The sequence below is a fragment of the Aminobacter sp. 01T433 genome (assembly GCF_056398585.1).
Genome location: NZ_JBFTPR010000001.1, coordinates 165,719 through 186,042 on the forward strand (window position 1 = coordinate 165,719; position 20,324 = coordinate 186,042).

Here is a 20,324-nt window from a genome sequence, read left to right on the forward strand (position 1 = left end):
GGGTCACAACAGTCTATGGCGCTGTCGGCGAAATTACAGCTACGGCAGTCGCAGTCCCTTGTGATGACGCCACAACTGATGCAGTCGATCAGGCTGCTGCAGTTCACCCACACCGAGCTCGAACGCTTCATTGATGACGAGATCGAGCGCAATCCCCTGCTGGAGCGGGTGGATGCGCCTGAAGACGCTCCCGACCCGTTTCCGAAGATCGAAACACCCAGCGAGGCCAACGAAACCGCCAGCGAGGACTGGTTCGAGGCCGAGTCAGGATGGAGCTCGGAGGCAATCTCCGACAAGCTCGACACTTCGCTTGAAAACCTGTTTCCCGACGATCCCGGCGCTGTCGAGCGCATGGGGCCAGACCTTGCCATGCAATGGAAGTCGTCGTCTCCGGGCTCAAGCTCGGGCGGTGCGTCCGAAGGTTTCGACATGGAGGACATGGCAGCGGCCGCCATCACGCTGCGCGACCATGTCGGCGAGCAGATTTCCTTTGCCTTTGTCGATCCAGCCGAGCGGCTCGTGGCTTCCGAATTGACCGACTGGCTCGACGAAGCCGGCTATTTCCGTGGCGATACAGGCGAGATTGCCACGCGGTTCGGTGTCGACGAGGAATTTGTGCTCAGGGTGCTTGCGGGTTGCCAGGGCTTTGATCCGGCTGGGCTTTTCGCTCGTGACCTTGCCGAGTGCCTGCGTATCCAGCTTGCGCGCCGTGACCGGCTCGACCCGGCGATGGCGGCACTCATCGACAATCTTGACCTTCTGGCCAGGCGCGATTTCGTCAGCCTCAAGCGCATCTGCGGCGTCGATGAGGAGGATCTGCTCGCCATGCTGGCAGAGATCCGCGCGCTCGATCCGCGGCCCGGCGGCGCCTTTGCCGGGGGCGCTGCCGATACCATCGTGCCCGATGTCGAGGTGCGCCAGGCCGCCGACGGCAGTTGGGCGGTGGAACTCAATCCCGAAACCTTGCCGCGCGTGCTCGTCGACCAGGTCTATTTTGCCGAGGTGACCGGGCGGACCAAGAATGCCTCGGAGCGCAATTTCCTCAGCGAGTGCCTGCAGAACGCCAACTGGCTGACGCGTAGCCTCGACCAGCGCGCCAAGACGATCCTCAAGGTCGCCTCGGAGATCGTGCGCCAGCAGGATGCCTTCCTGGTCCACGGCGTGCGCCATCTCAGGCCGCTCAACCTGCGCACCGTGGCCGATGCCATCGGCATGCATGAATCGACGGTGAGCCGCGTCACCGCCAACAAATACATGCTGACGACGCGCGGGGTGTTTGAACTGCGCTACTTTTTCACCGCTTCGATCGCTTCTGCCGAAGGTGGTGACGCGCATTCGTCGGAAGCCGTGCGTGACCGCATCCGGCAGATGATCGAGGAAGAACAGGCCGCAGACGTGCTGTCAGACGATGCCATTGTGGATATCCTGAAGAAAAGTGGCGTCGACATCGCCCGGCGCACCGTCGCCAAATATCGCGAAGGCATGAACATCGCCTCGTCGGTGCAGCGCCGGCGCGAAAAGCGCGCGATCGCGGGCAGCGCCAGCTAGGGCGAAACCCACGGAATTGTGGCCTTTCTGGCTCTTGATTGACAATCCCTAATGAAGTGTCTAGAAGCCCGCCCGCATGAAGAGGGCTAAGCCCGCCAAAGAAAGATGCGGCACGAGGTGGCTTGTGATACGAGCCATAGGCTGCCGGTGGGTGGCCCAAGATCAGCCGACAGGTTCGGACTTAAAATCGGTGCGACAGGCGAGCCAACGCTTGTTTGCATCGGCCACGGGTATAAACTCGGACTGGTTTGAAGTCTGAACAGAAAAGGTCAGTTTTCAGATGAGCCTGCGTATTTCTGGAAAACACATGGATGTCGGCGATGCGTTTCGTACGCGTATCGAAGGCCGTATCGGCGAAGCGATCGGAAAATACTTCGATCGCGGCTTCTCAGGACACGTCAACGTCGTGAAGGCCGGCTCGCGCTACACCGCCGATTGCGTGGTGCGGCTCGATTCGGGCATGTCGTTGCAAGCCACCGGCGAGGCCCAGGAGCCGACTGCCGCGTTCGAAGCGGCAGCCGACAAGCTAGAAACCCGCCTGCGGCGCTACAAGCGCCGGCTCAAGTCGCACAATCTGGGTGCCGGCAACGGTGAATTGACCGATATCGCCTATTCAGTGGTCGCACCGCTTGTCGACGACGACGAGGATGTGCCCGAGGATTTCGCACCCGCCATCGTTGCTGAATCGACGATGGTGCTGAAAACCATGTCGGTGGCGTCCGCCGTCATCGAGCTCGATACCAAAGACAGCCCCGTTGTCGTCTTCCGCAATGCCGGCAACGAGCAACTCAACATCGTCTACCGCCGGCCGGATGGAAACATCGGCTGGATAGATCCCTCGACCGCTAAGGTCGCCCAGGGATAGTCGCCGTCGACCGCATGTGGGGTTTTGGGGCAATGCGGCGGTGAGCACAGCACAGGGAATTTCAGCATGGATCTGAGTGATCTAATCGAGGTACCGGCGATCATGCCGGCCTTGAAGGCGAATTCGAAGAAGCAGCTTCTGCAACTTCTCGCCGAAAGGGCCGCATCGATTTCCGGCATCCCCGAGCGGGAGGTGTTCGACACCATACTTCAGCGCGAGCGTCTCGGCTCGACCGGTGTCGGCAATGGCATAGCCATCCCGCATGGAAAGCTCGCAGGCGTTAAGCGCATCACAGGCGTCTTTGCGCGCTTGGAAACGCCCGTCGACTTCGAGGCACTGGACGACCAGCCGGTCGATCTCGTCTTCCTGCTGCTGGCCCCTGAAGGGGCCGGGGCCGATCATCTCAAGGCGCTGTCGCGCATCGCGCGTGTCCTGCGCGATGCCGATACCGTGGCCAAGATTCGCGGCACGCGCGACGCGTCCGCCATCCTGGCGCTTCTGTCGGAGACGCCAGCTTCGCACGCCGCTTGACGTTTGGTAGATGCTTGGGATTTTTGGAAAAGCTTGGCAAGGGCCGCATTTGCGGCCCTTTTCCGTTTCGCCACCTGTCGCATCGGCCTGAATCGGAGCCGATATCCGCAAAGGGTTAGTGGATGGCGACGGTCGTCAGATCGTTTTCCATCGCACCGGCAAGAGCACGGTCACGAGCGTCGGACAGCAGGATCGGCTCGCCATTGGCGGCAAACAAAGCCCACAGCTCAAGGCCGGGATCGATCTCTGTCAGGCCTGGGAAACGGCCGCGCAGGTCGTCGCTGGATACCTTCCTGAGATAGGCGACGGAACCTTCGCCGAGATGGGCGAGCTCGCCCGTGGTCATCGTGTGTCTCTGGTCAGTACTGGGCATTGCAGCCTCCTTCTAGCCAGGATGCCGATTCGGCCATCCCGCATGAGAGCCATCGGTAGCTCTTAGTCTGCTACCGATATGTTTATTTTCCGTACCAGCCGTTCGGCTTCCGGGCGGTCGAGATCGACCGAGAGCAGACCGTTCTTCAGATCGGCCGCGATCACCCGCATTCCGTCAGCCAGCACGAAGCAGCGTTGGAACTGTCGTGATGCGATGCCGCGATGCAGGAACTCGCGCTCCTTGTCGTCGCTCTGTCGGCCACGCACGATGAGCTGGTTCTCCTCGACGGTGACGTCCAGATCGCTTTCGGCGAACCCGGCCACAGCAAGCGTGATCCGCAACCTTTCGCCTCGTTCGTCACCATCTCTGATGCGTTCGATGTTGTAGGGCGGATAGCTGTCGCCCGATTTGGCAAGGCGCTCCAGCGTCTTTTCCATCGTGTCGAAACCCAAGAGAAGCGGGCTCGAAAAGGGCGTCATACGGCTCATGTTACAGCTTGTCCTCCGAGAGCGACATAAAGTGGAAAAACCCGGGTGGCATTTTTCCGACTGTTGTTGATATGGTCCGCCGCGTCGGCAACTTCAAGACTGCATAAAACCTGCCCAACAAGGAAAGAAAATGCCCATACCGCGCAAGATTATCATCGACACCGACCCCGGTCAGGACGATGCCGTCGCCATATTGCTGGCGCTCGGAAGCCCCGAACTGGATATCCTGGGAATCACTGCCGTCGCCGGCAATGTGCCGCTGAAGCTGACCGAGAAGAATGCCCGCAAGATCTGCGAACTGGCCGGCCGCCCCGAGATCAAGGTTTACTCAGGCGCCATTCGTCCGATGATCCGCGAACTCGTCACCGCCGAGGAAGTCCACGGCAAGACCGGCCTCAATGGCCCCGAACTGCCCGAGCCCACGATGAAGCTCGAGGAGCAGCACGCTGTCGACTACATCGTCGAGACGCTGATGCGCGAGGAACCCGGCACCGTCACGCTGTGCCCGCTCGGCCCGCTGACCAACATCGCACTCGCCATGATCCGCGAGCCGAAGATTGCGCCGCGTATCAAGGAAATCGTGCTGATGGGCGGCGGTTTCTTTGAAGGCGGCAATGTCACGCCCTCGGCCGAGTTCAACATCTATGTCGATCCGCATGCCGCCGACGTGGTGTTCCGCTCGGGCGTGCCGATCGTCATGATGCCGCTCGACGTCACCCATAAGGCGCTGACCACGACCAAGCGCATCGACGCTTTCCGCCAGCTCGGCACCAAGGTTGGCCTCGCCACCGCCCAGATGCTGGAATTCTTCGAGCGCTACGACGAGGGCAAGTACGGTACCGACGGCGGTCCGCTGCATGATCCGTGCGTCATTGCTTACCTTATCAAGCCGGAACTGTTCCAGGGCCGGTTCTGCAACGTGACGGTCGAGACGGCGTCGGAGCTGACAATGGGCATGACCGTGGTCGACTGGTGGGGTGTCACCAAGCGCCCGAAGAACGCCACCGTCATGCGCGACATCGATCATGACGGCTTCTTCGCGCTGCTGGTCGAGCGCCTCGGCCGGCTCTGAGAGCAAGTGTTGAACAGAAAGGGGCGGCACGTGGCCGCCCCTTTTGTTTTGTGGCTGGACGAAACGTTCTACCGCGCCCGAGAAAACGCCAGCCACACCCCGCCGCCGACAAGGAACGTCCCGCTGATACGGGTCATCAGCTTGAGGCGCTTGGCCGACAGGAATTTTCCGGCACGGCCGGCGGCCACCGCATAGGTGGAATCCGACAGGGCGGCAAACACCATCGCTGTGATACCCATGATGACGATCTGCTGGGCGTAATTCGCCGTCGGGTCGATGAATTGCGGAATGAAGGCACCGAAAAAGATCAGCGTCTTGGGGTTGCTGATGGCAACCAGGAAGCCTTGCAGGAAAAAGCCGCCGCGTGGCCGCTTGGGCAAACCGTCGGCGGCAAGTTCGCCGCCCGAGCGGAACATCTGGATGCCGAGCCAGATCAGGTAGGCCGCGCCCAAAAGCCTGACCCATTCGAACCAGTGGCCCATAGCCTCGATCATCTGGTTGAGGCCGATGCCGACAATGGCGATCATCATGGCGACGCCGATCTGCGTGCCGGCGGCGTTGAGCAGTCCGGCGCGCGTACCGTGCCGGATGCTCGAAGCGATGATCAACGTGACGGTCGGCCCCGGTATCAGCACGATGACGATGCAGGCAACGACATAGGCGGCGTAGAGTTCGAGCGACATCTTCCGTTCCTCCGGCGGTCACCCGACAATAAGCACGCAGAATTTTTGCGTGTCCAGAGGGTGGAAATCAACCCTTGAGTGCCGTGTCCACTTCGCCAGCCAGCGGGATTGCCGGCTGTGCGCCGGGCTTCAAGCAAGCAAGCGATCCGGCCACAGCCGCGCGCCGAAGCGCGTCCTTGAGGTCGAGCCCAGTCGACAGGCTGGCGGCGAGATAGCCGCAGAAGGTGTCGCCAGCACCCACCGTGTCGACCGGCGTGATCTTGAGCGCGTCGACATGGACGAGTTCGTCGCCCTTTGCCGCCAGAACGCCTTCGCCACCGAGCGTGACGATGACGGTAGCGCCGGTGCGGCGGGCAAATTCGCCCATGCGCTCCGGCCGCTCGCCGGCAGGAAGGCTCAGGGCCTCGGCGTAGAGGTCGAATTCGGTTTCGTTGGCAACGACATAGTCAGCCTTGCCGACGAAGCTTGCAGCTTCTGCACGGAAGGGGGCTGTGTTGAGCATGGTCACAGCACCTGCCTTGCGTGCCGCCTCGAGTGCCGCGTCCACGGTCGCGAGCGGTATCTCGTGCTGGAGAAGGACGATGTCGCCCTTTTTGAACTGAGCCTTGGCGAGGTCGCCCGGCACCACCGAGCCATTGGCGCCCGGCACCACCGCGATCATGTTCTCGCCGTCGCCGCCGACCAGGATCAGCGCGATGCCGGTGGCCGCCTGGATATGGGCGACGCCGGAAAGGTCGACACCACCGTCCTTGAGATAGGCAGTCGCTTCGCTGGCAAAGGCGTCCTTGCCGACCGCACCCACCATGCGCACCGGAACACCGGCGCGCGCCGCCGCAAGCGCCTGGTTGGCGCCCTTGCCGCCGGGCGCGGATTTGAAGTCGCTGCCCGGAACGGTCTCGCCGGGACCCGGAAGACGGCCAACGGTTGCGATGAGGTCGAGGTTGATGGATCCGACAACGGTGATCACGGCAGTCTCCTGAAAAATCGGCCGGAAACTAACCTGTGTCGCGCCCACTTGCCAGATGGTGCGTTGTCATTTGACGCATCAGCCCGCGACCTGTCCGGCCTCCCAACCCAGGATCGCACGCTTGCGCGTCAGGCCCCAGTGGTAGCCGGTCAGCGCGCCGGACTTTCCAAGCGCACGGTGGCAGGGCACGACGAAGGATAGCGGGTTGGCGCCGACGGCAGCACCCACAGCGCGGCTGGCCTTGGGCGAACCGATTTCCGAGGCGATCGACGAATAGGTGCATGCCCGCCCCATCGGGATCTTGAGCAGCGCCTCCCAGACCCGCACCTGGAAGTCGGTGCCGATCATCACCACGCGCAGGGGCTGGTCCTGCCGCCAGCGGGTCGGATCGAAAATGTGCGCGGCATAAGGTGCTGTCGCGCTCATGTCTTCGACATAGGTGGCGTTGGGCCAGCGGCCCGACATGTCGGCAAAGGCGGCGCGTTCTTCGCCGGCATCGTTGAAGGACAGGCCGGCGAGCCCGCGGTCGGTGACCATCACGAGCGCCACGCCAAAGGGCGAGATGTGGAAGCCGTAGCGGATGGTAAGGCCGGCACCTCGGGTCTTGTAGTCGCCCGGCGACATCGCCTCATGGGTGACGAACAGGTCATGGAGCCGCCCCGGCCCCGACATGCCGACCTCGAAGGAGGTCTCGAGCAGTGGCAGGCCTTCATCGAGCAGCTTGCGGGCGTGATCGAGGGTCACCGCCTGCAGGAAGGCCTTTGGCGACAGGCCGGCCCAGCGGCTGAACAGCTTCTGCAAGCCGGTCGGCGTTTCGCCGACTTCGTCGGCCAGGGTTTCGAGCGAAGGCTGGTCGCGATAGTCGAGGCTGATCTTTTCGATCACCCGGCGCACGGTCTCGTATTCCGAGCCGACGGGCGTGATGTCCTGATGCAGCGTGGCGATGGGCTTCGTTTGCGTCTGGGCGTTCATGGTCATGTCTCCTTGGACGCCAATATCGCGCTGTCGGTGGGTATTTCCCACCCGATTCCTGCTCATCTGCTCCTTGCGGTTGCAAGAGCCCGCGAAAAAGCCTTGGCGAAGCTCTCGCGGTCGTCGGGATTGAGGAAGCTGCCGATGGGAACGCTTTTTTCGCGTGATACCACGGCCATGCCGGTGATGCCGATCTCGTCGTGACGGGAGACGGCAAAACGCGCCCAGAACGGGTTGAAATGATACTGCTCCGATTTGCCGGAAGGCGCGGTCTTGAGGATATCGAGGCTCGTGCGGGAGACGCTCACTTCTTCGCGGGCACGCGCCGCGCGATAGTTGAGCCGGAAGGCGATGTAGAGGCCGATGACGTCAAGGCCGAAGAAGCCGAAGATCGGCCAGGCGCCGTAGCTCAGGAAGATGATGCCGGTGACGATCCAGCCGAACATCAACGTGCCCATCAGGATCATGAAGCCGGTGCGGCCAAGCGACCGGTGCGGCAGCAAAAGCGCCTTGAAGAAGGGCTCGTCGGCAGCAAAAGTGGCGTTTGTCTCGCTCATGTCTGATAATTATAGAGAGGTGATGAAAAACCCCAAGTCCAAAGATACGTCAAAGACGTCGCAGGCCACCAAGCCGAAGCTGCGCGCCGCACCGCGCCGCCGTTCGCTTTACTCTGCGGATGAAGTCCGCGAGATCTTTCGCCGGTTCCAGGTACAGCGGCCCGCGCCGAAAGGCGAATTGGAACACGTCAATCCGTTCACGCTGCTGGTCGCCGTGGCGCTGTCGGCGCAAGCGACCGACGCCGGCGTCAACAAGGCGACGCGGGCGCTTTTCGCCATTGCCGATACGCCTGAAAAGATGCTGGCTCTCGGCGAAGAGGCGGTCGGCCAGCATATCCGCACCATCGGGCTGTGGCGCAACAAGGCCAAGAACGTGATCGCCCTGTCGGAGGCGCTGATCCGCGACCATGGCGGCGAGGTGCCCGACGATCGCGACATGCTCGTCAAGCTGCCCGGTGTTGGCCGCAAGACCGCAAATGTCGTGCTCAACATGGCCTTCGGCCACCATACCATGGCGGTCGACACCCATATCCTGCGCATCGGCAACAGGATCGGGCTGGCGCCCGGCAAGACGCCCGATCAGATCGAGGCGATCCTGGTCAAGATCATCCCCGACGAGTTCATGCTGCATGCCCATCACTGGCTGATCCTGCATGGCCGTTATGTCTGCAAGGCGCGCAAGCCCGATTGCTGGCGATGCGTCATCGCCGACATCTGCAAGTCGCCGGAAAAGTCGACAAGCGAGCCCGCGCCTCTGGTTTTGTTGGACGAACTCGATCCGGTCGAGGTCGCCGAAGCCGAAGTGGCGGCCCAGTAGTCGCGCGGCAGGCCTGTCAGCAGATTGCCGCTGCCACTATTGACGGCCAAACCGCTCCCAAGCACATTTCAGCCATGGCACTGACCCGTGACATCAATTCAATGCCGGATTGGATTCGTAGCGAGCTTGTCTCGCGCCGCGTGCTTGCAGCCTATGAGACGCGGCCGGACTACCAGCGCAACGACTATCTCGGCTGGATCAGCCGCGCCAAGCTGGATGCGACCCGCCGCAAGCGGCTTGACCAGATGCTCGACGAGCTTGAACGTGGCGGCGTCTACATGCGGATGGTCTGGCGCGCCTGATCCTGTTGGCGGATGCCGAAATGTCGATCTGGCCTGCTGCTTGGCCGTCGCGCTGTGCTACATCCCCGGCAACGATGGATGGAGCCTGACCGATGACCACTTTTGACCTTGCTGATATTCCCGTCATCGAGACCGAACGCACCATTCTCAGGCCGCACCGGCTGGCCGATTTCGATGCCTATGCCGAAATGTGGGCCGATCCGGTGGTCACGCGTTTCATTGCCAAGCCGCGGACGCGCGAGGAAAGCTGGCAGCGCTTCCTGCGCCATGCCGGCTCCTGGTCGCTGATCGGCTATGGCTTCTGGGCGGTCGAGGAAAAGGCCACTGGCCGCTTCATCGGCGAGGCTGGCTTCCATGACCTCAAGCGCGAAATCGAACCTTCGATCGAAGGCATCCCCGAGGCTGGTTGGGGATTTGTCGCCGCCATGCATGGCAAAGGCATTGCGAGCGAGGTGGTGGGCGCCGTCGTGGCCTGGGGCGACCGCCGCTTTAGCGGCCGCACCGTCTGCATCATCGATCCGGTCAACGGCGCTTCGCTGCGCGTCGCCGAAAAGAATGGCTACCGCGAGATCGACCGCACCACCTATCATGGCGAGCCGACGATCCTGCTCGAACGCCACAGCTAGGTCTTGGTATCAGTTACCGCTCGCCGTAGAGACGATCGGCCTGGCGTTGCCGATACGTTCCCAGCGGTGGCCGTTGCCTTGCGCCTGGCGGGCAAAATAGCTGTATGGCGTGCTCGACCAGTCGCGCACTGAGCTTGTCATGTTGTCGAGGATGAGGTCACCTTCGTTGGTGCGCACAGTCAGGACCGTGTGACCTTGGCCGCGATAGCGCGCCACGGTGAGCAGCAGCGCTGATGCTGGCCAGCCACGGGCCAGCAGTTCCTTTTTCTTCAGGATGGCAAAATCTTCGCAATCCCCATAGGCGGTTGGCACGCGCCAGTCATCGTCCTTGCCGACAGCGACAAGGTCGCTACGCTCCTTGATGCGTGAATTGACCGAGCGGTTGACCTGTTGCAGTTCGGCGTTGAGCCTGGGCTGCAAGGCGATGACCTTTTTGCCGCCAGATGTGCTGCATAGCCTGGGCTCGCGGCTGCAGAACGAGGCAAAGGCGGGCGGTGCGAAGGCATTGCCCCTGGTTTCCATCGTCGTGCCAGCCTGGGCGGCAAGCGGGCTGGCGAACGAGGCCGAAAGTGCGATGAGCGCGGCATAACGTTTCACGGTTTTGTACCCCGGCTCTTAACCTAAAGGATGATGGGTACTGCTAAATGAGCTATTGCTAAAGTGGTGATCGCACCGGCAAGCGGCGCAACGCTTAACAAATTGTAACTTGCATAAACAAGACTTGAAGCAGGGCGGCGAGAGTGCCCCTTGCTGGCGCCGGTTGTCGTTTCGGAAACTGTGAGCGGCGCCCGAAGGGCGAGCGCGCACCGGCTGACACAGGCTGGAATTCCATGTGGGACGGCGTGTGAAAAACTTCAAACACAGGCCTTGCTACCGTTGACATAGCCTTGGTCGTTTTGCAGAGTGAAACCGGTTTCACTTTTGGGAAATGTGCCGCTTGAAGTTCGACCTGTCGATCCTTGCGAAGCATATCCCCTTCTTGCTGGAGGGGGCGTGGCTGACGCTGCAGGCCTGCACGCTTGCCGTCATCGGCTCGCTTGTGCTCGGCCTGGCCGTTGGCGCTATGCGGACTTCGGCCTCGCCGCTGCTCAACAGGGTCGCTGCGATCTATGTCGATATCTTCCGCAACATTCCCTTCATCGTGCAGCTGTTTTTCTTCTATTTCGGCCTGCCCGAGATCGGCATCTATATCGATGCCTTCACCACCGGCGTGGTCGCCCTTTCGGTTGCCGGCGGCGCCTTTACCTCCGATGTCATCCGCTCGGGCATCCTGGCCATCGACCCCGGTATCATCGAGGCAGCGCAGGTCAGCGGTCTCAGGAAAAGCACCATCTTCCGCCGGATCATTCTGCCGATCGCCCTCCGCGCCTCGGTGCGGCCGCTAGGCTCGGTCTTCATCAACTTGATCCTGACGTCGTCGATCCTGTCGACCATCACGCTTAACGAGCTGACCGGCTCGGCCAAGATCGTCGCGTCCAACACCTTCAGGCCGTTCGAGGTCTATTTCGTGCTGTTGGTCGCCTATGCCGCGCTGACCTATACCGTTTCGATCCTCATCGGCGTGCTGCACCGCTACCTCAACCGCAACCAGTCTGAGGGAGCGGTCTGATGCGCTACGGGGATTTCACGCCGTTCGACATAATCCTGCTGCTGCAAGGGCTTGGCGTGTCGCTGGCGCTGTTCGTTTCGACCACGCTGATCGGGCTTGTCATCGGTACGATCTGGGCGGTGATCCGTTTCTACCGGGTGCCGGTGCTGATGCAGCTCGTCACCTTCCTTGCAGAACTGCTCAAGAATTCGCCGGTGCTGGTCCAGCTGTTTTTGGTGTTCTTCGGCCTGCCTGCCTTCTTCAAGATCAACGTCACGCCGACCGAAGCCGCCGTCATCACGCTGTCCGGCAACAGTGCCGCCTTCATCTACGTGATCGCGGTGTCGGCGATCGAATCCGTCGGCCGCGACCAGATCGAGGCCGCGCGTGTCTTTGGCCTGACCCGCTGGCAGACCCTGCGCCGGGTGATCGCACCGCAGGCGGCGGCCTTCGCCATCGGCCCGCTGACGGGCCTCCTGGTCAACCAGTTGCAGGTCACGTCGCTGATCTCGGTGATCGGCGTCATGGACCTGACCAAGGTCGGCAACATCCTCAACCTGCGCACGCTCAAGCCGTTCCTCGTCTGGACTGCCGTAGGCTTGCTCTACTACCTGACCGCAAAGCTGGTCGCCTACGCCGGAGGCCGTTTCGAAAAGCGGCTCAGGGCGCACACGGCATGGAGAGGTCTCTGATGATCAGCGTATCGGGCCTGCGCAAATCCTTCGGCGCGGCGACAGTGCTCAACGGCGTCGATCTCGAAATCCGCCAGGGCGAGGTCGTCTCGGTGCTAGGCTCCAGCGGTTCCGGCAAGTCGACGCTAATCCGCTGCATCAACGGCCTCGAGAAGATCGACGCCGGCAAGATCACGGTCGACGGGTTCGATGTCTCCAAGCCGCGCGAACTGTCCGAGGCGCGCAAGCGTTCGGGCACGGTGTTCCAGCTGTTCAACCTCTACCCTCACATGACGGCGGTGCAGAACGTGGCACTCGCCCCGGTCGAGGTGCTCAAGGTGCCGCGCAAGCAGGCTGAGGCCGAGGCGCGCGAACTGCTGCACTCTGTCGGGTTGAGCGACCGCGCCGACGCCTATCCCTCGCAGCTTTCCGGCGGCCAACGCCAGCGCGTCGGCATCTGCCGGGCGCTGGCCATGAAGCCGAGTTACCTCCTGCTCGACGAAGTAACGAGCGCGCTCGATCCCGAAATGACGTCGGAGGTTCTGTCGATCCTGGCCGCGCTTGCCAAGACTGGCACGACAATGGTGTTCGTCACCCACGAGATCGAGTTCGCGCGCTCCATCTCCTCGCGCATCGCCTTCCTCGACAAGGGGGTGCTCATCGCCGACCTGCCGACCGAGGAGTTCTTCTCCGCCAAGGGCATGGCCCTGCCGCGCGTGGCTCAATTCCTCTCCAAGATGCGTAAAGACTGAAAATGATCCTGCTTGCCAATTCCGAGGCCTGGCCCGGTTTCTCCAAAAGCGTCGAACTTCTGAAGGGTGGCAGCCATGGCCTCGACGCCATGGTCGCCGGCATCGGTGAGGTCGAGCGCGAGGTCAAGGTCCGCAGCGTCGGCTTCGGTGGCTGGCCGAACATGCTCGGCCGCATGGAGTTCGATGCCGGCGTCATGGACGGCACGACGCGCGAAGTCGGTTCGGTCGGCGCGGTGCCCGACACCATCCCTGTGGCGGCGCTCGCCCATGAAGTGATGAAGCGTCTGCCGCATGTCATGCTGACCGGCGACGGCGCCCGCCGCTTTGCCACCGAGATCGGCTTCCCCCATGACGAGACGCTCTATGAAGAAAGCAAGCGCGTCTGGTGGCAGCGGCTGGAAAAGGAGCTGACACCGGAAGAGCTGGCGAAGTTCCCCGACATCGCGCTCGCCCCGCTCAGCCGCACCATCACCGATCCGGAGCGGGTGCGCGATACCACCGTGTTCCTGTCGCAGGACAGATTTGGCGGGCTCAATGTCGTGACCTCGACCTCGGGCTGGGCCTGGAAATATCCCGGCCGTCTCGGCGACTCGCCAATCCCTGGTGCCGGTTTCTACGCCGACAGCCGTTTTGGTGCTGCCGCCTGCACCCATACCGGCGAGATGACCATGCGCTGCGGCACCGCGCGCACCATCGTGCTCGCGATGCGGCTGGGCTACTCGCTCGACGCTGCCATTACGCTTGCCATCGAGGAACTGCGCGAGCTGAAAAGCGGCTTCCTTGCCGGCGTCGTCATCCATGCGCTCGACGCCAAGGGCAACCACAAGGTCGTCAGCCTGAATTGCGAAGAGCAGATCAAGTACTGGTTCTGGGACACTGACTTGCCAGAGCCGGAACATCGCTTCGCCGAACCGTTCACGTCCTAGAAACCCGAGGGAGGGAAAAATGAAGAACCTGATGACCAAACTGGCCGGCATGGCGCTGGCCGTAGGCCTTGCCGCAACGGGCGCTGCCCAGGCCGGCAAGATCGACGAGATCCGCGAGCGCGGCACCGTGCGCATCGGCGTGTCGCTCGGCGGCGAGCCGATCGGCTTCCGCGACGCCCAGAACAATCCGGTTGGCTATGACGTCGACGTCGCCACCATGCTGGCTGAAAAGCTCGGCGTGCCGGTCGAATTCGTCGACGTGTCGGGCGACGCCCGCATCTCGATGCTGGTGTCGGGCCAGATCGACATCGCAGTAGCCAACACCTCGGCGACGCTCGAGCGCGCCAAGTCGGTCGACTTCTCGATCCCCTACAACCGCGCGGGCCTGCGTATCATCGTCCAGAAGGACTCCGGCATCGCCAAGCTTGAAGACCTCGCCGGCAAGAAGATCGTCGTCGGCCGTGGCTCGACGGGCGAGACCTTCATCAAGAACGCAGCACCTCAGGCCGAGCTCGTCTACACCGACAATTTCTCGCCGGAAGGCGTGCTGCTGCTGCAGCAGAAGCGTGTCGACGCGGCCATCGAGGACTCCTCGCTGCTCGACTATCTCGCCACCAAGAACGAAAACCTGGTGACGCTGCCGGGCCTGCACTCCAATGACCCGATCGGCATCGCTGTCGCCAAGGGCGACGACGGTTTTGTCCGCTGGATCGACATGTTCGTGTCGGACTACATCCAAAGCGGCACTTACCAGGCCAACTACAAGAAGTGGTGGGGCGAAACCGCCAACCCGCCGGCGCTGACCCCGCTCTGGTAATTGCGGGGGCGTTGAGCTGCCCCTCATCCGGACCTTCTCCCCGCAAGAACGGGGAGAAGGAGCAGCACCAGCGCCAATGAAGACTGCTGCAACGCTGACGCCCCCCTCTCCCCGTTCTTACGGGGAGAGGGTAAGGGTGAGGGGCATGAAGCTCTCCTGCTATCCGTCCTACGACGTCGCGCGCGGCACGAAGAAGGTCGGTACTGTCACCTCCGCATGTCCATCGCCGAACTGTTCGGGTGTCGCAAGGAAACGCAGGATCTCGCCGACATAGGTCTTCTTGTCATAGCCGATCGACGAGATCGGATAGGCTTCGAAATCGGTCAGGGAGAGATTGTCGAAGCCATAGAGACGGAAGCGTTCCGGCCTGTTGCCGGGAAAGGCATCGCGGTGAACATCCATGATCCCCATCGCCATCGCATCGGACGTGCAGAATACTGCGTCGATCGCAGGCCATTCCGGCGACTGCGCAACTTTGCGCCCACTCTGGTAGGAATAGTCGCCGCGCAACTCCGCGCTCAAGCGAATGCCGCACCGTTCCATCTCGGCCTTGTAGTTGGCGATGCGCGACCGCTCGACCGGCGAGGATACGCGTCCGGTCACGAGTGCTGCTGTTGCAACGCCCTTGCTGGCCGCGTCGGCGACAGCTTCGGCGATACCGATCGCCTCGTTAGGCACCACCGAGGGAGACGAGCCGTCATGCATGCCGTTGAGCATCAGCACGTCATCGCTGCGGAACATCTTGCGCACGCTTTCGGCGTCGGCGAAGTCGGAAAACACCAGTGCCGCATCGACATGATAGGCGACGCCGTTGCGCAGGAATTCCTCGATCCGCTCGACCGAGCCGACACGCAGGAAGATGACCTGCTTGCCGATCGACTGGATGTCGCTGATCAAAAGGTCGAACAGGTCGAGGTCGGAAAAGTCGTGGATGTGGTTGACGATCACCGCGATCAGGTTGACCGTCTTGGTGGTCAGGCTGCGCGCCAGAAGATTGGGCTTGAAGCCGAGCTTGTCTGCTGCTTCAAGCACACGCGCGCGCTTGTCGGCGGAAACAGGACGGCTTTCGCTCGACAGCGCCCGCGAGGCGATCGCGCGCGACACGCCGGCCAGCTCGGCGACATCGGCGATGGTCGGCGAGGTGCGTCGTTTGCGCGAACTGTCCATAAGGGCCTTTGCGAGTTGTCGTCTTGAAATTCGGGCGCCGTGGCCAGACGTCCCGCGGCAATCATCCATCCGGGAACTGAATTCATGCTTACCTGCTTCGACATTGGCGGTTCAACGATAAAAAGCGCTCGCGCCCGTTCTGCCGGCGAAATCGAGATCATCGACCGCGTGACAACGCCGCTCGACGATTTCGGTGCCTTCGCCGCCGTCATCGCCGAACGCGTGGCAATGGATCGAGGCAGTACCAAGGGCGTTTCTATTTCGATTGCCGGCGTTGTCGATCCTGCCTCCGGCAGCCTGAAATGCGCCAACATCCCTTGCATCGATAGCCGGATGATCGCCGCCGATCTCGAAGCCATCATCGGCCTGCCGGTGTGGATCGCCAACGATGCCGATTGTTTCGCCATGGCCGAAGCGACGAGCGGGGCAGGGCGCGGCCATCGCAATGTCTTCGGCATCATCCTGGGAACAGGCGTCGGCGGCGGCCTCGTCATCGACGGTCGCCTTGTCACGGGTGCCGGCGGTTATGCCGGCGAATGGGGCCATGGCCAGGCGCTTGCCACAAGAGTTGGCAAGCCGCCGGTCGAGATTCCGCATTTTGCCTGCGGCTGCGGCCAGGCCGGTTGTGTCGACACCATTGGCGGCGCGCGCGGCGTAGAGAAACTGCACCACTTCCTGTGCGGTGAGGTGCTGTCGAGCACCGAGGTCATCGACCGCTGGCGTGCGGGCGAAGCGCGAGCACGCCGTACCATGGACATCTATCTCGAACTGGTCGGCGTGCCGCTGGCGCTGACGCTCAACATCATTGGCTCGTCCGTCGTTCCCGTAGGTGGCGGTCTGTCGAACGTGCCCGAACTGATCGCTGCCCTCGACAATGAGGTGCGCGGCCGTACGCTCCGGCGTTCGCAAAGCCCGCTGCTGGTCAAGGCGGCATTGACCACCGAGCCGGGTCTGCTCGGTGCTGCTGCCCTCGGTTTTCAGGAGCTGACCCATGTCTGAGAAAATCCTGCTCGAAGTCTGCGTCGACAGCCCGCAAAGCCTTGCTGCCGCGATATCAGGCGGCGCCGATCGCATCGAACTTTGCGCGGCGCTCGAAACAGGAGGTCTCACGCCATCGCCCGGCCTGATGGCACTTGCCGCCAAGGCGCCGATCCCGGTCTATGCGATGATCCGCACGCGGCCCGGCGACTTCGTCTTCGACGAAGCCGATATGGCAACCCTGCTTGCCGACATCGATGCGGTGCGCGCGGCGGGTCTTGAGGGCGTCGTGCTCGGCGCCAACAGGCCCGACGGCACACTTGATCGCGAAATCCTCTCGCGCCTGGCAGGTCACGCAAAGGGGCTCGGCATGACCCTTCACCGCGCTTTCGACCTTGCCGGTCCGGGCTTCGGACCTTCCATCGAGCTGGCCGTCGAGTTGGGCTTCGAGCGTATCCTGACTTCAGGTGGCGAGACGTCCGCGCTCAAGGGCCTCAACGCTCTGGCCAAGTGCTTCGACCAGGCACGTGGCCGTATCGCCATCATGCCGGGTTCGGGCGTCAATCTCGACACGCTTGGTGCGATTCAGGGACGGCTGCCTTTGCGCGAGATACATTCGTCCTGTTCGGTTGCCGCCGATGCGGGGAACGCGAAGGCGTTGGAACTGGGCTTTGTCGCAGCACGACCCAAGCACACCGATGCCGATATCGTCAGGAAAATGAAAGTGGCGCTTGGCTAGGCCTTTTCGGCAAGTTCCTTCGATGAGAATTCGTAGAGCGTCTTCTCGGTCGTGCCGTCTACGCCGACCAGGCTGACCTCGTGGCCCCAAAGGCGCTGAATGTAGCGCACCGTTTCGTTGCGTGTCTCTTCGTGCAATGTCGCACCATGGTGCACGGTGTGCTTGATGCGCAGCTTGCGGTCGCCCTTGAGGTCGGCGTCGACCGCCTGGATGTCGGGCTGGATCACGCCCACGTCGTAATTGTCGGCGAGCCGCGAGCGCACCCGCTCATAGCCGCGCTCGTCGTGGATGGCCGTCACCTCGTAATACGGGTCGGAGGCTTCTTCCTGCAGCGAAAACAGCCGCATGTCGCGGATCAGCGCCGGGCTCAGGAACTGCCGGATGAAGGACTCGTCGCGGTGGGTTGCCCATGCGTCGAGCAGCGTTCCGCACCAGTCGCCATTGCCGGCGAAATCGGGGAACCACTCGCGGTCTTCGGCCGTCGGTTCGCTACAGATGCGCTGGATGTCGCGCATCATGTTGAAGCCGAGCGTGTAGGGGTTGATGCCGCTGTAGCGCGGGTCGTCGAAGCTCGGTTGGAACACCACGTTGGAGTGGTTCTGCAGCACCTCCAGCATCGTCCCTTCGCTGATTTTGCCCTTGTCGAACAGCCTGTTCATGATCGTGTAGTGGACGAAGGTGGCACAGCCTTCGTTCATCACCTTGGTCTGGCGCTGCGGGTAGAAATATTGCGCAATGACGCGAACGATCCGCAGGATCTCCCTTTGCCAGGCCTTGAGCACGGGACTGTATTTCTCCAGGAAGTAGAGCAGGTTTTCTTCCGGATATTCGATGGCCGATTGGCGTTCCGAAATGTCGGTCTCGGCCTCGCGCGGCACTCCGGCCTCGGCCGATTGAGGCAGCGTCCGCCAAAGGTCGCTGAAGGTGCGTTCCTCGTGCTCCAGCCGCTCGCGGATGCGCGCCTGTTCCCTTTCGACCGAAAGGCGCGGACGCCGGCGGTAACGGAAAACGGCTTGCGGCATCAGTGCGTGCGCGGCATCGAGCACCGCCTCCACCGCGACCGGGCCATATCGTTCCTCGCAGCGCGCGATGTAGCTCTTGGCAAACTCCATGTAGGCAAGAATGGCGCCTGCATCGGTCCATTGCTGGAACAGGTAATTGTTCTTGAAGAAGTGGTTGTGGCCGAACGAGGCGTGCGCGATCACCAACGTCTGCAACGCCATGGTGTTTTCTTCCATGAGATAGGTGATGCATGGGTTGGAGTTGATCACCAGTTCGTAGGCGAGCCCCATGCGCCCTTTGCGATAGAGATTCGACTCGTGGACGAAATGTTTGCCGAAGGACCAGTGCTGGTACATCAGCGGCATGCCGATGGATGAATAGGCATCGAGCATCTGCTCGGACGAAATCACCTCGATCTGGTTGGGATAGAAGTCGAGGCGCAGCTCATCGACGGCGATCTCCTTGATCGCGTCATAGGCGCGCGCCAGGTCGTCGAAGTTCCAGTCCGAACTCGTAAACAGCAGCGACGACGTTTTCGAACGCTTTTCCACCTTGCATCCTCAACCGCGTTTTGCTGGCGCCGGTGCCTTGGCGAACAGCTCATGGAAGACGGGATAGATGTCGGACGGCTTGGCGATGCGCGTCATCTCGAAGTTGGGCCAAGCGGCACTCACTTCGCGATAGGCGTTCCATAGTGACGTGCCGTTGTCGGCATGGCGGAACATCTCGCTTTCGCGCTCGTCGATGATCTCGACATAGGCGTAGTACTGGCAAAGCCGCATCAGCGTGTTGTCGAGGATCGACACGCACTTGTCTGAATCGTTGGGGATGTTGTCGCCGTCGGAAGCCTGCGCGGCGTAGATGTTCCACTCCTTGGCGGGATAGCGCTCGCGTATGACGCGCAGCATCTCGTCGAGTGCGGTGGAAACGACGGTGCCGCCGCTTTGAGTGCTGTAAAAGAAGGTGTCCTCGTCGACCTCCGAGGCCTCATGGGTGTGGCGGATGAAGACGATGTCGGTCTTTTCGTAGCGCCGCTTCAGAAACAGGTGCAGCAGCACGAAGAAGCGCTTGGCGAGGTCCTTCTCGCGCTCGCCCATCGAGCCCGAGACGTCCATCAGGCAGAACATCACCGCATTGGCGTTGGGCACCGGCTGCGGCTCGAAGCGGTTGAAGCGGATGTCGATGGGGTCGATATAGGGGATCAGCTTGCGGCGGCGCGCGAGCGTCGCATGTTGTTCGCGCAACAGTGCGATGCGTTGCTGGGTGGCAGCACTTGGCCGCCTCTCACCCTCCAGCTTGAGCAGCTCGGCTGCGATTTCGTCGATCTCGGATTGTTTGGGCCTTCTCAGCGCGATGCGCCGGCCGAAGCTGTTGAACATGGTGCGTCCGACGCTGATGCTGGTCGGGTTGCCGCTCATCGTGTAGCCGGCCCGGCGTGGCCTGAACGTCACCACTTCCTTGAGATTGAGCTTCACCAGGTCGGGCAACTCAAGGTCTTCAAAAAACAGGTCGAGCACTTCTTCACGCGATAGGGCGAACTGGAAATCGTCCTCGCCATCTCCCGACGATGACGGATCCGACCCCTTGCCGCTTCCCGCCGCCGGTCTCGGGATGCGGTCGCCGGTGCCGAAGGTCTTGTTGCCGGGAAGGACCTCCTCCCGGCGGCCCGAATGCGGTGCGCGTTGAAAGGTCGGCTCGCCAATGCCTTTGCGGGGAATGGGGATGATCTGGTCCTGGTCGGCGGTCCCGATCTTGCCGGACTTTATCCGGTCGTTGATCGCCCGTTTCAACTCTTCGCGGGCGCGCCTCAAAAAACGCTGCCTGTTGCCAAGGCTCTTGTCCTTGGGATTGAGGCGCCGATCGATGAAGTTCGGCATGTGGGT

Annotated in this window: 24 protein-coding genes; 14 read left to right on the forward strand and 10 right to left on the reverse strand. The window is 62.1% G+C overall.

The annotated features are described in order from the left end of the window. Positions 1–15: 15 nt before the first annotated feature. From rpoN to ptsN, 3 genes are all read left to right on the forward strand, one after another. Complete coding sequence (gene rpoN, locus AC1DLV_RS00835) at positions 16–1,548, forward strand: RNA polymerase factor sigma-54 (RefSeq protein WP_476800441.1); 1,533 nt, start codon at positions 16–18, stop codon at positions 1,546–1,548. Positions 1,549–1,828: 280 nt separating this feature from the next. Beyond that, on the forward strand, positions 1,829–2,413 hold the full coding sequence (hpf, locus tag AC1DLV_RS00840) for a ribosome hibernation-promoting factor, HPF/YfiA family (RefSeq protein ID WP_476782831.1): 585 nt from the start codon (positions 1,829–1,831) through the stop codon (positions 2,411–2,413). A 66-nt stretch (positions 2,414–2,479) separates the two neighbouring features. Continuing rightward, complete coding sequence (gene ptsN / locus AC1DLV_RS00845) at positions 2,480–2,944, forward strand: PTS IIA-like nitrogen regulatory protein PtsN (protein ID WP_476782832.1); 465 nt, start codon at positions 2,480–2,482, stop codon at positions 2,942–2,944. A 115-nt stretch (positions 2,945–3,059) separates the two neighbouring features. Here ptsN and AC1DLV_RS00850 read toward each other — a convergent pair whose 3' ends face one another. Together AC1DLV_RS00850 and AC1DLV_RS00855 are read right to left on the reverse strand one after the other, a co-directional pair. Beyond that, the gene (locus AC1DLV_RS00850) at positions 3,060–3,317 is read right to left on the reverse strand and encodes a BQ00720 family protein (protein WP_476782833.1); all 258 of its coding nucleotides are present in this window, start codon (positions 3,315–3,317) and stop codon (positions 3,060–3,062) included. 62 nt (positions 3,318–3,379) lie between these two features. Beyond that, complete coding sequence (locus tag AC1DLV_RS00855; RefSeq protein ID WP_476800440.1) at positions 3,380–3,805, reverse strand: Hsp20 family protein; 426 nt, start codon at positions 3,803–3,805, stop codon at positions 3,380–3,382. A gap of 130 nt (positions 3,806–3,935) precedes the next feature. Here AC1DLV_RS00855 and AC1DLV_RS00860 point away from each other — a divergent pair, with 130 nt between their 5' ends. Further along, positions 3,936–4,877 carry a nucleoside hydrolase gene (locus AC1DLV_RS00860; protein ID WP_476836093.1) on the forward strand — a complete coding sequence of 314 codons (942 nt, stop codon included), beginning with the start codon at positions 3,936–3,938 and terminating at the stop codon, positions 4,875–4,877. Between the two features lie 68 nt (positions 4,878–4,945). Here the strand turns inward: AC1DLV_RS00860 and AC1DLV_RS00865 are convergent, their stop codons facing one another. From AC1DLV_RS00865 to AC1DLV_RS00880, 4 genes are all read right to left on the reverse strand, one after another. Then, the gene (locus AC1DLV_RS00865) at positions 4,946–5,560 is read right to left on the reverse strand and encodes a LysE family translocator (protein ID WP_476788526.1); all 615 of its coding nucleotides are present in this window, start codon (positions 5,558–5,560) and stop codon (positions 4,946–4,948) included. A 67-nt stretch (positions 5,561–5,627) separates the two neighbouring features. Then, the gene (locus AC1DLV_RS00870; protein ID WP_476800438.1) at positions 5,628–6,527 is read right to left on the reverse strand and encodes a ribokinase; all 900 of its coding nucleotides are present in this window, start codon (positions 6,525–6,527) and stop codon (positions 5,628–5,630) included. A 78-nt stretch (positions 6,528–6,605) separates the two neighbouring features. Beyond that, entirely contained in the window at positions 6,606–7,499 is an 894-nt protein-coding gene (locus AC1DLV_RS00875) for a methylated-DNA--[protein]-cysteine S-methyltransferase (protein WP_476800437.1), read from the reverse strand. A gap of 62 nt (positions 7,500–7,561) precedes the next feature. Continuing rightward, positions 7,562–8,056, reverse strand: coding sequence for a DUF2244 domain-containing protein (locus AC1DLV_RS00880; protein WP_476800436.1), 495 nt, complete (start codon positions 8,054–8,056; stop codon positions 7,562–7,564). A 22-nt stretch (positions 8,057–8,078) separates the two neighbouring features. On the opposite strand from AC1DLV_RS00880, the gene nth reads away from it, so the two are divergent. From nth to AC1DLV_RS00895, 3 genes are all read left to right on the forward strand, one after another. After that, positions 8,079–8,873, forward strand: coding sequence for an endonuclease III (nth, locus tag AC1DLV_RS00885; RefSeq protein WP_476800435.1), 795 nt, complete (start codon positions 8,079–8,081; stop codon positions 8,871–8,873). Between the two features lie 74 nt (positions 8,874–8,947). Then, on the forward strand, positions 8,948–9,175 hold the full coding sequence (locus AC1DLV_RS00890; protein ID WP_476800434.1) for a YdeI/OmpD-associated family protein: 228 nt from the start codon (positions 8,948–8,950) through the stop codon (positions 9,173–9,175). 92 nt (positions 9,176–9,267) lie between these two features. Then, a complete protein-coding gene (locus AC1DLV_RS00895; RefSeq protein WP_476800433.1) occupies positions 9,268–9,801 on the forward strand; it encodes a GNAT family N-acetyltransferase in 534 nt (177 codons plus the stop codon). Positions 9,802–9,810: 9 nt separating this feature from the next. On the opposite strand, the gene AC1DLV_RS00900 is transcribed toward AC1DLV_RS00895, so the two are convergent. After that, positions 9,811–10,398 carry a transglutaminase-like cysteine peptidase gene (locus AC1DLV_RS00900; protein WP_476800432.1) on the reverse strand — a complete coding sequence of 196 codons (588 nt, stop codon included), beginning with the start codon at positions 10,396–10,398 and terminating at the stop codon, positions 9,811–9,813. Positions 10,399–10,738: 340 nt separating this feature from the next. On the opposite strand from AC1DLV_RS00900, the gene AC1DLV_RS00905 reads away from it, so the two are divergent. Genes AC1DLV_RS00905 through AC1DLV_RS00925 form a run of 5 tightly spaced genes read left to right on the forward strand, consistent with a single transcriptional unit; the run spans position 10,739 to position 14,555 of the window. Next, entirely contained in the window at positions 10,739–11,410 is a 672-nt protein-coding gene (locus AC1DLV_RS00905) for an amino acid ABC transporter permease (protein ID WP_476800431.1), read from the forward strand. Further along, on the forward strand, positions 11,410–12,081 hold the full coding sequence (locus AC1DLV_RS00910; protein ID WP_476800430.1) for an amino acid ABC transporter permease: 672 nt from the start codon (positions 11,410–11,412) through the stop codon (positions 12,079–12,081). The genes AC1DLV_RS00905 and AC1DLV_RS00910 overlap by 1 nt, the downstream gene beginning before the upstream one ends. After that, complete coding sequence (locus tag AC1DLV_RS00915; RefSeq protein WP_476800429.1) at positions 12,081–12,812, forward strand: amino acid ABC transporter ATP-binding protein; 732 nt, start codon at positions 12,081–12,083, stop codon at positions 12,810–12,812. The genes AC1DLV_RS00910 and AC1DLV_RS00915 overlap by 1 nt, the downstream gene beginning before the upstream one ends. 2 nt (positions 12,813–12,814) lie before the next feature. Beyond that, positions 12,815–13,738, forward strand: a complete 924-nt coding sequence (locus AC1DLV_RS00920) for an isoaspartyl peptidase/L-asparaginase (RefSeq protein WP_476800428.1) — start codon at positions 12,815–12,817, stop codon at positions 13,736–13,738. Positions 13,739–13,757: 19 nt separating this feature from the next. After that, positions 13,758–14,555, forward strand: coding sequence for a transporter substrate-binding domain-containing protein (locus AC1DLV_RS00925; RefSeq protein ID WP_476800427.1), 798 nt, complete (start codon positions 13,758–13,760; stop codon positions 14,553–14,555). Positions 14,556–14,723: 168 nt separating this feature from the next. Here the strand turns inward: AC1DLV_RS00925 and AC1DLV_RS00930 are convergent, their stop codons facing one another. Further along, positions 14,724–15,722, reverse strand: coding sequence for a LacI family DNA-binding transcriptional regulator (locus tag AC1DLV_RS00930; protein WP_476800426.1), 999 nt, complete (start codon positions 15,720–15,722; stop codon positions 14,724–14,726). 84 nt (positions 15,723–15,806) lie between these two features. Here AC1DLV_RS00930 and AC1DLV_RS00935 point away from each other — a divergent pair, with 84 nt between their 5' ends. Then, positions 15,807–16,721: an ROK family protein gene (locus tag AC1DLV_RS00935; RefSeq protein WP_476800425.1), complete on the forward strand. Its 915-nt coding sequence runs from the start codon at positions 15,807–15,809 to the stop codon at positions 16,719–16,721. After that, positions 16,714–17,439, forward strand: coding sequence for a copper homeostasis protein CutC (locus AC1DLV_RS00940; RefSeq protein WP_476800424.1), 726 nt, complete (start codon positions 16,714–16,716; stop codon positions 17,437–17,439). The genes AC1DLV_RS00935 and AC1DLV_RS00940 overlap by 8 nt, the downstream gene beginning before the upstream one ends. Here AC1DLV_RS00940 and AC1DLV_RS00945 read toward each other — a convergent pair. After that, positions 17,436–18,992 (reverse strand): SpoVR family protein, encoded by a 1,557-nt coding sequence (locus AC1DLV_RS00945; protein ID WP_476836094.1) that lies wholly within the window; start codon positions 18,990–18,992, stop codon positions 17,436–17,438. The genes AC1DLV_RS00940 and AC1DLV_RS00945 overlap by 4 nt on opposite strands. Before the next feature lie 9 nt (positions 18,993–19,001). Further along, a complete protein-coding gene (locus tag AC1DLV_RS00950) occupies positions 19,002–20,318 on the reverse strand; it encodes a YeaH/YhbH family protein (RefSeq protein WP_476800422.1) in 1,317 nt (438 codons plus the stop codon). Between the last annotated feature and the right edge of the window lie 6 nt (positions 20,319–20,324).

Coding starts and splice junctions, on each gene's coding strand:
- rpoN (WP_476800441.1), top strand. CDS start 16: ATGGCGCTGTCGGCGAAATTACAGCTACGGCAGTCGCAGTCCCTTGTG.
- hpf (WP_476782831.1), top strand. CDS start 1,829: ATGAGCCTGCGTATTTCTGGAAAACACATGGATGTCGGCGATGCGTTT.
- ptsN (WP_476782832.1), top strand. CDS start 2,480: ATGGATCTGAGTGATCTAATCGAGGTACCGGCGATCATGCCGGCCTTG.
- AC1DLV_RS00850 (WP_476782833.1), bottom strand. CDS start 3,317: ATGCCCAGTACTGACCAGAGACACACGATGACCACGGGCGAGCTCGCC.
- AC1DLV_RS00855 (WP_476800440.1), bottom strand. CDS start 3,805: ATGAGCCGTATGACGCCCTTTTCGAGCCCGCTTCTCTTGGGTTTCGAC.
- AC1DLV_RS00860 (WP_476836093.1), top strand. CDS start 3,936: ATGCCCATACCGCGCAAGATTATCATCGACACCGACCCCGGTCAGGAC.
- AC1DLV_RS00865 (WP_476788526.1), bottom strand. CDS start 5,560: ATGTCGCTCGAACTCTACGCCGCCTATGTCGTTGCCTGCATCGTCATC.
- AC1DLV_RS00875 (WP_476800437.1), bottom strand. CDS start 7,499: ATGAACGCCCAGACGCAAACGAAGCCCATCGCCACGCTGCATCAGGAC.
- AC1DLV_RS00880 (WP_476800436.1), bottom strand. CDS start 8,056: ATGAGCGAGACAAACGCCACTTTTGCTGCCGACGAGCCCTTCTTCAAG.
- nth (WP_476800435.1), top strand. CDS start 8,079: ATGAAAAACCCCAAGTCCAAAGATACGTCAAAGACGTCGCAGGCCACC.
- AC1DLV_RS00890 (WP_476800434.1), top strand. CDS start 8,948: ATGGCACTGACCCGTGACATCAATTCAATGCCGGATTGGATTCGTAGC.
- AC1DLV_RS00895 (WP_476800433.1), top strand. CDS start 9,268: ATGACCACTTTTGACCTTGCTGATATTCCCGTCATCGAGACCGAACGC.
- AC1DLV_RS00910 (WP_476800430.1), top strand. CDS start 11,410: ATGCGCTACGGGGATTTCACGCCGTTCGACATAATCCTGCTGCTGCAA.
- AC1DLV_RS00915 (WP_476800429.1), top strand. CDS start 12,081: ATGATCAGCGTATCGGGCCTGCGCAAATCCTTCGGCGCGGCGACAGTG.
- AC1DLV_RS00920 (WP_476800428.1), top strand. CDS start 12,815: ATGATCCTGCTTGCCAATTCCGAGGCCTGGCCCGGTTTCTCCAAAAGC.
- AC1DLV_RS00925 (WP_476800427.1), top strand. CDS start 13,758: ATGAAGAACCTGATGACCAAACTGGCCGGCATGGCGCTGGCCGTAGGC.
- AC1DLV_RS00930 (WP_476800426.1), bottom strand. CDS start 15,722: ATGGACAGTTCGCGCAAACGACGCACCTCGCCGACCATCGCCGATGTC.
- AC1DLV_RS00935 (WP_476800425.1), top strand. CDS start 15,807: ATGCTTACCTGCTTCGACATTGGCGGTTCAACGATAAAAAGCGCTCGC.
- AC1DLV_RS00940 (WP_476800424.1), top strand. CDS start 16,714: ATGTCTGAGAAAATCCTGCTCGAAGTCTGCGTCGACAGCCCGCAAAGC.
- AC1DLV_RS00950 (WP_476800422.1), bottom strand. CDS start 20,318: ATGCCGAACTTCATCGATCGGCGCCTCAATCCCAAGGACAAGAGCCTT.